Raw genomic sequence first — 12,872 nt, 5'->3', positions numbered from 1 at the left:
AGCGCTGTCATGAAGCCCCGCGCACAAGCCGCCATCGCCGTCGGTGCGCTGGCCGTCGGGCTGCTCGCCCTGACGCGCAGTAGCTCGAACCCACCATCGGGCACCGGCGGCGCGCCCGGTCGCACCGCCAGACGCGACCGTTTCGGCCGATACCGCGTCGTCGGCAAGACGGTGACGATCGCAAAGCCGTCGCGGACCGAACTCTTCGCCTTCTGGCGCGACTTCACCAACCTGCCGCGCTTCATGGAAAATCTGAACGCGGTGAAGCCGGTGGGTAATGGCCGCTTCGAATGGGAAATCGTCGCGCCCGGCGAAGGCAGCGTGACGGTCGTCACCGAAATCGCCAGCGAACGCCAGGGAGAGCTGATCGCATGGCGATCGGTCGAAGGATCGACCATCGATACCGAGGGCCGGGTCGCCTTTCGCGACGCGCCGGGAGATCGTGGAACGCAGGTCGAACTGGTCGTCGCCTATTCGCCGCCGGCGGGCACACTGGGCGTGGCCATCGCCAAGCTCCTGCAGCGCGAACCCGAAATGCAGGCTCGCCGCGACCTGCGCCGGTTCAAGGCGCTGATGGAAACGGGCGAAATTCCCACCAGCAACAACCAGCTCGATCGGGAGAAGAACTGATGCGCGCGCTTACCTATCACGGGAAGAAAGACGTACGTGTCGACACGCATCCCGATCCCGAAATCGTCAATCCGCGCGACGCGATCATCCGCGTCACATCGACCGCGATCTGCGGGTCGGACCTGCATCTGTATGACGGTGTCATTCCCGGCGTGCTGTCGGGCGACATTCTTGGCCACGAGTTCATGGGCGAAGTGGTCGAAACCGGCTCCGGATCGACCCTGAAAAAGGGGCAGCGGGTGGTGGTGCCCTTCACCATCGCCTGCGGCACCTGTTTCTTCTGCGACAAGCACCAATACAGCGCGTGCGACAATTCCAATCCCGTCGACAAGCGCGAGATTTCGGAAACGCTTTACGGTCAGCCGATGAGCGGGCTGTTCGGCTATTCGCACATGACCGGCGGTTATCCCGGCGGACAGGCTGAATATGTCCGCGTGCCCTATAGCGACGTCGGGCCGATCGTGATCGAGAATGACGACCTAGAGGACGAACAGGTGCTGTTCCTGTCCGACATCCTGCCCACCGGCTGGATGGCGGCTGAAAATGCCCAGATCGAACCCGGCGATACGGTCGCCGTATGGGGCGCAGGCCCGGTCGGGCTGTTCGCGGCGCAGAGTGCCAAGCTGATGAACGCCGCGCGCGTGATCGTCATCGATCATTATCCCCATCGCCTGGAACTGGCCGCCGGATTGGGGTGTGAGACGATCAATTTCCACGACGTGGATGTGCGCGAGGCGCTGAACGAAATGACCGGCGGCATCGGCCCCGATGCGGTGATCGACGCGGTGGGCATGGAAGCGCACGGCTTTGCCGTCGACAACATGCTCGACATCGCGAAACAGACCGTCGGCATGGGCGCGGACCGCGCCAGCGCGTTGAAACAGGCGCTGCTTGCCGTCCGCAAGGGCGGGCGCGTGTCGATTCCGGGCGTCTATGGCGGCATGACCGACAAGTTCCCGCTGGGCGCGCTGATGGAAAAGGGGCTGAAGATCGGCACCGGCCAGACGCATGTGCAGAAATACACAAAGAAGCTGCTGGCCATGATTGAGGAAGGAAAGATCGACACCACTTTCCTGATCAGCCACCGCCTGCCGCTGGAACAGGCGGCCGACGGCTATGCCAATTTCCGCAACAAGCAGAATGACTGGACCAAGGTGGTCCTGAAACCCGGCACCTGATCGCCCGGATATGTCGGACATGGGCCACCGGCGCCCATGTCCGGCCTGCCGCCCATGCTGGTTGCAAGGCGGCCAAAAGATAAAATTGGTTCAAGTCTGCCGCGCGAACCGCCACGTTCCGCGTCCTGCACCCGGCATGTCCGTCGTTCGTCGACGCGGCGCGCCGGTCATCGCGAACCGGGGGATCGGGTCGTGCCGGGCATTGCCGCGGCGAAGCGACCCGCGCCCTTGTGGGACAAGGAAAGCGGACAATCGTGTCTGACGAACGTGTGACCAACCTGAACCATCTGCGCCGGCTTGAGGCCGAGAGCATCCATATCCTGCGCGAGGTCGTGGCCGAGGCCGAACGCCCGGTGATGCTCTATTCGGTGGGCAAGGATTCGGCGGTCATGCTGCATTTGGCCAAAAAGGCCTTTTACCCCGCGCCGCCGCCCTTCCCGCTGCTGCATGTCGATACGACGTGGAAGTTTCAGGCGATGTATGACCTGCGCGACCGCGCGGCACAGGCGGCGGGCATGGAATTGTTGGTCCACCATAATCCAGACGCGATGGCGCAGGGGATCAATCCGTTCGACCATGGCGGCCTCCACACCGACATGTGGAAGACCGAGGGGCTGAAACAGGCGCTGGACAAATACGGGTTTGACGTCGCATTCGGCGGCGCGCGCCGCGATGAGGAAAAGAGCCGCGCCAAGGAACGCGTCTTCAGCTTTCGCAGCGCCAGCCACCGCTGGGACCCAAAGAACCAGCGCCCCGAATTGTGGCACCTCTATAATGCGCGCAAGGCGAAGGGTGAGAGCATCCGCGTCTTTCCGATCTCCAACTGGACCGAGCTCGACATCTGGCAATATATCATGGCCGAGCAGATCGAGATCGTGCCCCTTTATTTCGCGGCGCCGCGCCCGACGGTGGAGCGGGACGGCCTGATCCTGATGGTCGATGACGACCGCTTCCGCTTTCGCGAGGGGGATGAGGTGGTCGAACGCTCGATCCGGTTCCGCACGCTCGGCTGCTACCCACTGACCGGCGCGGTGGAGAGCGAAGCGGCGACCCTTTCCGAAGTCGTGCAGGAAATGCTGCTGACCACCACCAGCGAACGCCAGGGCCGCGCCATCGACCATGATCAGGCCGCCTCGATGGAAAAGAAGAAGCAGGAGGGCTATTTCTGATGGCCGATCGTGAAACCAGCTATCGCGCCGACGCGCTGATTGCCGAGGATATCGACGCCTATCTGGCGGCACATCAGAACAAGTCGCTGCTGCGCTTCATCACCTGTGGCTCGGTCGATGACGGCAAATCAACGCTGATCGGGCGGCTGCTATATGATTCGAAGATGATCTTCGAGGATCAGCTTGCCAGCTTGGAAGCCGATTCCAAGCGGATGGGGACGCAGGGGCAGAATATCGACTTTGCCCTGCTGGTCGACGGTCTGGCGGCCGAGCGCGAACAGGGCATCACCATCGACGTCGCCTATCGCTTCTTCACCACCGAAAAGCGCAAGTTCATCGTCGCCGATACGCCCGGGCACGAACAATATACGCGCAACATGGTCACCGGCGCATCGACCGCCGATCTGGCCGTGATCCTGATCGATGCGCGCAAGGGCGTGCTGACCCAGACGCGGCGCCACTCTTACCTGGCGCACCTGATCGGCATCCGCCACATCGTGCTGGCGGTGAACAAGATGGATCTGGTCGGCTTCGACCGGCACCGCTTTGAAGAGATCGTTCGCGATTACCGCGCCTTTGCCGAATCGATTGGGATCGAGGCGTTCGTGCCGATCCCCATTTCCGGTCTGGGCGGCGACAACATCACCAGCCGGTCCGGACTGACACCGTGGTATGACGGTCCTACGCTGATCGACCATCTGGAATCGGTCGAGCTGGACGTGGTGCGCGATCAGGCAAAGCCGTTCCGCATGGCGGTTCAGTGGGTCAATCGCCCGCATCTGGATTTCCGGGGCTTTGCGGGCATGATCGCCAGCGGTTCGGTGCGGCCGGGGGACGCGGTCCGCGTCGTGCCGTCGGGGCGCACATCGACGGTGGCGCGGATTGTCACCATGGACGGCGACCTGCCCGTGGCGGTCGCCGGACAGTCGGTGACGCTGACACTGACTGACGAGGTTGATTGCAGCCGCGGCGACGTGCTGGCCGCCGCCGAACAGCCGCCCCAGGCCGCCGACCAGTTTCAGGCGACGATCGTCTGGATGGACGGCGACGCCATGTTGCCCGGTCGCGCATATTGGATGAAAATCGGCACGCGCACCGTGTCCGCCACGGTTCAGCCGCCCAAACATGTGGTCGACGTCAACACCATGGCCGAATTGTCGGCCAAGACGCTGGCCATGAACGATATCGGCGCGTGCGAGGTCTATACCGACCAGCCAATCGCGTTCGAATCCTATGCCGACGACCGCGAACTCGGAGGCTTCATCCTGATCGACAAGGCGACCAACGCCACCGTCGCGGCGGGCATGATCGACTTTGCGCTTCGCCGCAGCCAGAACGTCCATTGGCAGGCGATCGACATCACGCGTGAAGCACGCGCCGCGCAGAAGAACCAGCGGCCCTGCGTGCTGTGGTTCACCGGCCTGTCGGGTTCGGGCAAGTCGACGCTCGCCAATCTGGTCGAGAAGAAGCTGCATGCGCTGGGCAAGCACAGTTTCCTGCTGGACGGCGACAATGTGCGCCACGGCCTGAACCGCGACCTGGGCTTTACCGATGCAGACCGTGTCGAGAATATCCGCCGCGTCGGCGAAGTGGCGCGATTGATGACCGATGCCGGCCTGATCGTGCTGACCGCCTTCATCTCCCCCTTCCGCGCCGAACGCGCGATGGTGCGCGAGATGCTGCCGGAGGGTGAGTTCATCGAAATCCACGTCAACACGCCGCTGGAAGTGGCAGAGGCGCGCGATGTGAAGGGCCTGTATCGCAAGGCTCGGGAGGGCAAGCTTAAGAACTTCACCGGTATCGACAGCCCCTATGAAACGCCCGAACATGCCGAAATCACGGTGGACACCGTTTCAATGTCGCCCGAAAAGGCAGCCGAGTTGATCGTGCAGCGGATCTTTGGCGCGTGACGACATTGGCCGATGACGCACGGCTGGCCCGCCGGATCGCCGATGCGGCGGGCGCGCTGCTGCTGACCCTGCGCGATACCGGCCTGTTCGAGGGCAAGGCGCTGGGCGCGGCGGGCGACCGGGTGGCGAACGCCATGATCCTTGAGGCGCTGAAGCAGGCACGCCCCGACGACGCGGTGTTATCGGAAGAAAGCGTCGACGACGTGGCCCGTCTTGAGCGCAGCCGCGTCTGGATCGTCGATCCACTGGACGGTACGCGGGAATATTCGGAGGGGCGCGTCGATTGGGCCGTGCATGTCGCGCTGTCGGTCGACGGGCAGCCGGCGGCCGGTGCGGTCGCTTTGCCCGCATTGGGTGTCACGTTCGACAGCGCCGCCCCGCCGCCGCTTCCTGCGCGCAACACGCCCCTGCGGATGCTGGTCAGCCGCACTCGCCCCGCGCCCGAAGCTGTCGCCGTGGCAAATGAAATAGGCGCCGAACTGCTACCCATGGGCTCTGCCGGGGCAAAGGCGATGGCCGTCGTTCGCGGGGAGGCCGACATCTACCTCCATTCGGGCGGGCAATATGAATGGGACAGTTGCGCCCCCGTCGCGGTGGCGCTGGCCGCAGGGCTGCACGTCTCGCGCATCGACGGCGGCGCGATGCTGTACAACCGCGCCGACGTCTATCTGCCCGACCTGCTGATCTGCCGAGAGGAAGAGGCGGACAATCTGCTGGCCCTGGTCCAGCGGCTGGCGCCCGCGCGGTCGGCGGCCTGACCCGCACCATGCCGCACCGGGCAGGAACCCCGTAATGGAATGGCTGAACGTCCTGGCCGGGCTGCTGGTCGGGATCATCGTGGGCATCACCGGCGTCGGCGGCGGCTCGCTGATGTCGCCGCTGTTGATCCTGATGTTCGGTGTCGCGCCCGCGACGGCGATCGGCACCGATCTGTGGTTCGCGGCGATCACCAAAAGCGTCGGCGGCTATATCCACCATCGCCATGCCAGCGTTGACATGAGCGTCGTGCGGCTGCTGGCGCTGGGAAGTATCCCGGCCGCGCTGCTGGTCGGCCTGTGGCTATGGTATTCGGGGATCGGGCGCGTCGACTCGCCCATGCTGGGCGTCAGCCTTGGCATCGTGCTGATCCTGACGTCGATATCCACGCTGTGCCGCAGACGATTGGCCAATTACGTCCAGTTACTCCCGATCCGCTCGAACCCCGGCTTCCCGGCCATGAAGCGTGCGGCGACGGTATTGGCCGGGGCGCTGCTGGGCGTGATGGTAACAATGACGTCGGTTGGTGCTGGCGCACTGGGTGCGATCATGTTGATGGCGCTGTATCCCCGCCGCCTGTCGCTGCGGCGGCTGGTCGGCACCGACATTGCCCATGCGGTGCCGATCGCCTTTGTCGGCGGTATCATCCACCTGCTGATCGGCACGGTCGACTTGGGCCTGCTGGGCCTGTTGCTGCTGGGGTCGGTGCCGGGCATCGCGCTGGGCGCCAAACTGGCCACCATGGTGCCGGAACGCATCGTTCAGCCGGTGCTGGCCGCCGTGCTGCTGATCGCGGGACTGAAATTGGCGCTTTAGCCGCTTTATCTCGCCCGCGCGGCCCGGTAACGGGGCCCGGCGGGGAGCAGGACATGGCGTGGTGCGAGTTCGACGATTTCCACTACGACGTTGCCGGGGCGATGCCATCGCCCGCGCCGCAGCCGTGCGGGTGACGGAACCGTCATGCAACATCCGACCGTAGATTGCGTCATGAGCGCCGGGGCAACGCACCGCCCCGGCGCCACGCCCGAATTGTCGGTCATCATCCCCACCTTCAACGAACGCGGCAATGTCCGCGCAATGACAGAGGCGCTGGAACGCGCGCTGTCGGGTATCCGGTTCGAGATGGTTTTCGTCGATGACGATTCGACCGACGGCACGCGCGACATCTTGGCCGAACTGGCCGACACGCGCGGCAATCTGCGCGTCATTCACCGTGTCGGGCGGCGCGGTCTGGCGACCGCCGTCACCGAAGGGATGTTGAGCACGACCTCACCCTATCTCGCCGTGATCGACGCGGACCTTCAGCATGACGAACGGGTGCTGCCCGAAATGCTGGCCTTGCTGAAAAGCAACGAGGCGGATCTGGTGGTCGGATCGCGTTATACCGCAGGAGGCGGCATCGGCGACTGGGATGCGGGCCGCGCGCGGGTCAGCACGGCGGCCACCCGGCTGGCGCGGCTGATCACCTGCGCCGATCTGACCGACCCGATGAGCGGCTTCTTCGCGATTTCCAGACCCGCCTTTTACAGCGCGGTGCGCAACCTGTCGGGACAGGGTTACAAGATCCTGCTCGACATCGCCGCATCGACGCGACAGCCGCTGCGCATTCGCGAAGTCGCCTATCATTTTCGCGCCAGGCAGACGGGCGAGAGCAAACTAGATGCGCTGATCGTCTGGGAATATCTGCTGCTGCTGGCGGACAAGCTGGTTGGGCATATCGTGCCCGCACGCTTTCTGTCGTTCATGTTCATCGGCGGGCTGGGCGTGTTCGTTCATATGGGCGTGCTCAGCATCGTGCTGGCACTGGGAGTGTCGCCGTTCATGTGGGCGCAGGCCACGGCGACCGCGACCGCGATGATCTTCAACTTTTTCGTCAACAACACCCTCACCTATCGCGACCGGCGCCTGCGTGGCTTTTTCCGGGTCTCGCGCGGGCTGGCGACGTTCATGCTGGTGTGTTCGGTGGGCGCGATCGCCAATGTCGGCATCGCGGATTATATGTTCAGCGACTTCCATTATAACTGGTTTTCAGCAGGGCTGGCCGGGATCGCCGTCGGGGTTGTCTGGAACTATGCGGCCACTTCGGTCTTTACGTGGCGATCAAGGTGACGGACCGGACGTGCAATCCCCCTTTGGGGGGCTGTGCGTCCGTATGCGGTTGAAAGCCGCTATTCGATGCGGCGCAGCGAAAACTGCTCTGCTAGAAGCCCGATCCAGCCAATGACCGGCAATCCGCCGGCAGAAAGGGAGTTTCGATGACGATCAAGCGCGTCCGCAAGGCGGTGTTCCCCGTTGCTGGTCTTGGAACCCGGTTCCTGCCCGCGACCAAGGCAATGCCAAAGGAAATGCTGACGGTCGTCGACAAGCCCCTCATCCAATATGCGGTCGAGGAAGCGCTTGAGGCGGGGATCGAACAGATCATCTTCGTCACCGGCCGCGGCAAGGGCGCGCTGGAGGATCATTTCGACGTCTCCTACGAACTTGAAGCCACGATGAAGGCGCGCGGCAAGTCCATGGCCGTGATCGAAGGGATCCGGCAAAAGCCCGGCTCGCCCGTCTATGTCCGCCAGCAGGAACCGCTGGGCCTTGGCCATGCGGTGTGGTGTGCGCGTGAAATCGTGGGCGACGAGCCGTTTGCGGTGCTGCTGCCCGACGAGCTGATGGTCGGCGGGTTCATGCGCCAGATGGTCGAGGCGTATGACAAGGTTGGCGGCAACGTCATCGGCGCACTGGAAGTGCCCGACAGCGAAACCGACAAATATGGCATCATCTCTCCCGGTGCGGTCGATGGCCGTCTGACCGAGGTAAAGGCGCTGGTTGAAAAGCCAAAGGGCAAGGCGCCGTCGAACCTGATGATTCCCGGTCGCTACATCCTTCAGCCGGAAGTGATGCAGATCCTGGACAAGCAGGAACCCGGTGCGGGCGGCGAAATCCAGCTGACCGACGCCATGGCAAAGCTGATCGGCAACCAGCCCTTCCACGGCTTTACATTTGACGGGCAGCGTTACGATTGCGGTGACAAGGCCGGCTGGCTGACCGCCAACATCGCGCTTGGCCTTGCGCGCGAAGACCTGAAGGGGCCGGTGCAGGCATTCATCGATGCGCTGAACTGACTCAATGCGACGTGATTTCGGCCGCGCGCGGCCGGTGAAAGGATTTTGAATGCGGATCAGGATGGTTGGCTCGGGCTATGTCGGGCTGGTCTCGGGCGCGTGCTTTGCGGATTTCGGACATGACGTGATCTGCGTGGACAAGGACCAGTCCAAGATCGACGCGCTGCATGCGGGCCGGATGCCGATTTACGAACCGGGGCTGGACGAACTGGTTGCACGCAATGTCGCGGCGGGTCGCTTGCGCTTCAGCACCGACCTGGCCGAAAGCGTGAAGGATGCCGATGCGGTGTTCATCGCGGTCGGCACGCCGACGCGGCGCGGCGATGGCCATGCCGATCTCAGCTACGTCTATGCCGCTGCCCGGGAGTTGGCGGGCGCGATCACGGGGTTCACGGTCATCGTCGACAAATCGACCGTGCCCGTCGGCACTGGCGACGAGGTTGAGCGCATTATACGCGAAACCAATCCCGATGCCGATTTTGCCGTGGTGTCCAATCCCGAATTCCTGCGCGAAGGCGCCGCGATCGACGATTTCAAACGGCCCGACCGCGTGGTCGTGGGCGGCGACGACGAACGCGCAATGGAAGTCATGCGCCAGATCTATCGCCCGCTGACGCTGAACCGCTCACTGGTTATCGAAATGAGCCGGCGCGCGGCCGAGCTGACTAAATATGCCGGCAACGCATTTTTGGCGACCAAGATCACCTTCATCAACGAAATCGCCGATCTGTGCGAAAAGGTTGGCGCAGACGTGAAGGAAGTGTCGCGCGGCATCGGACTGGACAACCGCATCGGGCCGAAATTCTTGCACGCCGGTCCCGGCTATGGCGGGTCGTGTTTCCCGAAGGATACATTGGCGTTGCTGAAAACGGCACAGGACCATGATGCTCCGCAACGGATTGTCGAGGCGGTGGTCACGGTCAACGACAACCGCAAGCGTGCGATGGGCCGCAAGGTCATCGCCGCAATGGGCGGCGACGTGCGCGGCAAGACCGTTGCGATTCTGGGCCTGACGTTCAAGCCCAATACCGACGACATGCGCGACAGCCCGGCCATCGCCGTCATCCAGACGCTGCAGGACGCCGGCGCCCTCATCCGCGCCTTCGATCCCGAAGGGACCGAACAGGCGAAGAAGGTGCTCGACAATGTCGAATATTGCGAGGGGCCGTATCAGGCGATGGAGGGGGCCGATGCGGTCGTCATCGTCACCGAATGGGACGCGTTCCGCGCGCTGGACCTGAACCGGGTCAAATCGCTGTTGAGCACACCGGTCATGGTCGACCTTCGCAACATCTATCCGCGTGAATCGGTTGAGGCCGCGGGCTTTACCTATCACGCGGTGGGCCGCTGATGCCGGCGCCGATCCTTGTCACGGGGGTTGCGGGCTTTGTCGGCCATGCGACCGCCCACCGGCTGCTTGACCGCGGCGAACGGGTGATCGGCGTCGATATCGTCAACGACTATTATGATGTCGCGCTGAAGGAAGCACGGCTTGCGACCTTTGCGGATCGGGAGGGCTTCGACTTTCACCGGATCGACATTGCCGACGCCGGCGCGATGGCGGCGCTGGTCCGGGATCATGGAGTCACCCGCGTCGTCCACCTCGCCGCACAGGCGGGTGTGCGGTACAGCATCGACAACCCCTTCGCCTATGAACACTCCAACCTGGCCGGTCACCTGTCGGTGATGGAGGCATGCCGCCATGCCAGCGGCTTCCAGCACCTCGTCTACGCCTCTTCCAGCTCCGTATATGGTGAGCGGCCGATGGGCGATGCGGGCTTTAGCGAGGATGAGGCAGCGGACGATCCCGTCTCGCTTTATGCCGCGACCAAGCGCGCATGTGAGTTGATGAGCCAGTCCTATGCGCGGCTCTATCGTTTTCCACAGACCGGGCTGCGCTTTTTTACTGTCTATGGCCCGTGGGGCCGGCCCGACATGGCCTATTTCACCTTTTCCCGAAAAATCATGGCGGGTGAGCCAATCGAGGTTTTCGGCGAAGGCCGGATGGCGCGAGACTTTACTTATATAGACGACATCGTCGACGGCATCATCGGCGCGCTCGACCATCCGCCCGCCCCCGGCGGTCACCGGGTGCTGAATATCGGCGACAGCCATCCCGTCGGCCTGATGGAAATGATCGAAACGCTGGAACGCGCGATCGGGCGCGAGGCAATCAAGGTCATGCGCCCGATGCAGCCCGGCGACGTCACCGCCACCTTTGCCGACGTGTCGCGGCTGCACGCGCTGACCGGATACCAGCCAAAGGTCATGCTGGCAGAGGGGCTGGCCCGCTTTGCCGATTGGTATCACGACTTTTACCGAACCGGCGCACGCAGCTGAACATTGACGCGCGGCTGAACGTAAAAAGCCCCGGCCAGGTTATACCGGCCGGGGCTTTTTCGTGACCCGCCACCCTTGCTGTCCGTAATGGAGAGCGGCAGATCGACCGCCGCCTTTCATAACGAAAGGCGGCGGCGGTTACGCGGATATCCTTGTATCGCTTAACGCAGGAGCGACATCACACCCTGCTGCGACTGATTGGCCTGCGCCAGCATCGCGGTCGACGCCTGGCTCAGGATCTGCGCCTTGGCGAGTGCGGTCGTCTCGGTCGAGAAATCCGTGTCCTCGATACGGCTGCGTGCGTCGGTCAGGTTAGTGGCCGTGGTGGTGAGGTTGTTGACCGTCGATTGCAGGCGGTTCTGAACCGCACCGAGATCACCACGGCCGGCGGTGACCTTGTCCAAAGCTGCGTCGATTGTGGCAAGCGCGTCGCCTGCGGCTTCCTGCGACGAGATGCTGATCGAGCGCGCATTTTCGAGCGTGTCGGTGATGCCGAGTGCTACAAGGTTGGTCGAACCACCCTCGACACCATCTTCGACCGAAATCTGGCCCGAAGTGGCCTCAAGGGTGATCGTGCCCTTTTGCGAATAGCCAGCGGACAGATCGATAGGGTCACCGGCGGCATCTTCGACCGGATCGCCCGCGGTGTTCGTCACAGCGGTAAAGACTGCGTCGTCAGCGGTGGTAATCTGGATGCTCTCGCCCTTCGAGCTCAGCTTGATGTTGCCGCCATCCGCTTCGACAGTCAGGGCCTGACCGCCCTGCGCCGCGAGAGTAGCATTGATCTTGGTCACCGCAGCGTTGAGATCGTCGCCGTCAGCAAGAGCAACTGCCACCCCGTTGATCGTGATCGAAGCTGCAGCGCCCGACGGAGCGGTGTAAGCGATGGAGAGTTCGTTGGAAGCGGTCGCCGTAACATCGCCGTTCGAAATCAGCTTGGCCGCATCAACCGCATTGGTGTTGGCATCCACGCTCACGCCGTTGACCTTGATCGCCATCGCGCCGGTCAGCTCGTTCAGATCGAGGGCATAGCCATCGGCAACGGCTGCGGTGGTCTTCGACAGGTCCAGCTGTTCACTCCGCATATCGACCATATTCATCGAAATGGTCTGGTCCGCCTCGATTCCGGTCTGGAGCTTGATCGAACCCTGCGAACCATCCAGCAGGTTCACGCCGTTGAACGACGTGGTCTTTGCGACGTTGTCGATTTCGGCGACCAGCTGGTTCATCTCGGCCTGCAACGACGTACGGTCGCTGGCTTTCAGGGTGCCGTTGGCCGACTGGGTGGCCAGTTCCTTCATGCGCTGAAGCATGTTGGTGACTTCGCTCATCGCGCCTTCCGCCGTCTGGGCGAGCGAAATGCCGTCATTGGCGTTGCGGATCGCAACGCTCATCGACTTCACCTGGCTGGTCATGCGGTTGGCGATCGCCAGGCCGGCGGCGTCGTCCTTTGCCGAGTTGATTCGCTTGCCGGTCGACAGACGCTCCATGCTGGTCCGCAGCATGTCGTCCGCGCGCTGGGATGCGTTGGCCGCCCGCAGCGAGCCGATATTGGTTCCGATAACGGTCATAGTCGATCTCCATTCACCCGAACCGCCCGTCCATCCCCCCATTGATGATCCTGGGTTTCGAGCAGCCAAACAGGAGAACGACCGGGAAAGCCGGGGCTTTAGGAAAAAGATTGGGCGGGAATCCGGTCTCGCGCGGGGGTTATTTATAAATCCCGCGCGCGCCCGGAATACAGGAGCGGAAAAACATTGCCGGTAACGGCAAGTT

The 12,872-nt window shown here is 63.2% G+C and carries 10 protein-coding genes and 2 pseudogenes; 10 read left to right on the top strand and 2 right to left on the bottom strand.

All coding sequences use genetic code 11. The annotated features are described in order from the left end of the window. Positions 1–9 precede the first annotated feature (9 nt). From ACAX61_RS13260 to ACAX61_RS13215, 10 genes are all read left to right on the top strand, one after another. A complete protein-coding gene (locus tag ACAX61_RS13260; protein ID WP_370715308.1) occupies positions 10–630 on the top strand; it encodes an SRPBCC family protein in 621 nt (206 codons plus the stop codon). After that, the gene (locus ACAX61_RS13255; RefSeq protein WP_370715307.1) at positions 630–1,808 is read left to right on the top strand and encodes a zinc-dependent alcohol dehydrogenase; all 1,179 of its coding nucleotides are present in this window, start codon (positions 630–632) and stop codon (positions 1,806–1,808) included. The genes ACAX61_RS13260 and ACAX61_RS13255 overlap by 1 nt, the downstream gene beginning before the upstream one ends. Positions 1,809–2,077: 269 nt before the next feature. Further along, complete coding sequence (cysD, locus tag ACAX61_RS13250) at positions 2,078–2,977, top strand: sulfate adenylyltransferase subunit CysD (RefSeq protein WP_370715383.1); 900 nt, start codon at positions 2,078–2,080, stop codon at positions 2,975–2,977. Continuing rightward, on the top strand, positions 2,977–4,887 hold the full coding sequence (cysN, locus tag ACAX61_RS13245; RefSeq protein WP_370715306.1) for a sulfate adenylyltransferase subunit CysN: 1,911 nt from the start codon (positions 2,977–2,979) through the stop codon (positions 4,885–4,887). Before cysD ends, cysN begins: the two co-directional genes overlap by 1 nt. Then, positions 4,884–5,645 (top strand): 3'(2'),5'-bisphosphate nucleotidase CysQ, encoded by a 762-nt coding sequence (locus ACAX61_RS13240; RefSeq protein WP_370715305.1) that lies wholly within the window; start codon positions 4,884–4,886, stop codon positions 5,643–5,645. Before cysN ends, ACAX61_RS13240 begins: the two co-directional genes overlap by 4 nt. A 34-nt stretch (positions 5,646–5,679) precedes the next feature. Then, entirely contained in the window at positions 5,680–6,459 is a 780-nt protein-coding gene (locus tag ACAX61_RS13235; protein WP_370715304.1) for a sulfite exporter TauE/SafE family protein, read from the top strand. Between the two features lie 144 nt (positions 6,460–6,603). Continuing rightward, positions 6,604–7,752, top strand: a complete 1,149-nt coding sequence (locus tag ACAX61_RS13230) for a glycosyltransferase (RefSeq protein ID WP_370715303.1) — start codon at positions 6,604–6,606, stop codon at positions 7,750–7,752. Between the two features lie 146 nt (positions 7,753–7,898). Next, entirely contained in the window at positions 7,899–8,756 is an 858-nt protein-coding gene (gene galU, locus ACAX61_RS13225; protein WP_370715302.1) for a UTP--glucose-1-phosphate uridylyltransferase GalU, read from the top strand. A 49-nt stretch (positions 8,757–8,805) separates the two neighbouring features. Next, positions 8,806–10,107 carry a UDP-glucose dehydrogenase family protein gene (locus ACAX61_RS13220; protein WP_370715301.1) on the top strand — a complete coding sequence of 434 codons (1,302 nt, stop codon included), beginning with the start codon at positions 8,806–8,808 and terminating at the stop codon, positions 10,105–10,107. After that, positions 10,107–11,096: an NAD-dependent epimerase/dehydratase family protein gene (locus tag ACAX61_RS13215; RefSeq protein WP_370715300.1), complete on the top strand. Its 990-nt coding sequence runs from the start codon at positions 10,107–10,109 to the stop codon at positions 11,094–11,096. Before ACAX61_RS13220 ends, ACAX61_RS13215 begins: the two co-directional genes overlap by 1 nt. Positions 11,097–11,257: 161 nt before the next feature. On the opposite strand, the pseudogene ACAX61_RS19640 reads toward ACAX61_RS13215, so the two are convergent. Together ACAX61_RS19640 and ACAX61_RS19635 are read right to left on the bottom strand one after the other, a co-directional pair. Beyond that, positions 11,258–11,515 (bottom strand): annotated as a pseudogene (locus ACAX61_RS19640) (flagellin); the annotation flags it as partial. Positions 11,516–12,256: 741 nt separating this feature from the next. Next, positions 12,257–12,667 (bottom strand): annotated as a pseudogene (locus ACAX61_RS19635) (flagellin); the annotation flags it as partial. Positions 12,668–12,872 lie beyond the last annotated feature (205 nt).

Origin of the sequence: Sphingomonas sp. IW22 (genome assembly GCF_041321155.1) — a bacterium.
Classification (GTDB): domain Bacteria; phylum Pseudomonadota; class Alphaproteobacteria; order Sphingomonadales; family Sphingomonadaceae; genus Sphingomonas.
The sequence above is the reverse complement of the archived record's forward strand: the minus strand, read 5'-3'. Positions and strand labels throughout refer to the sequence as shown.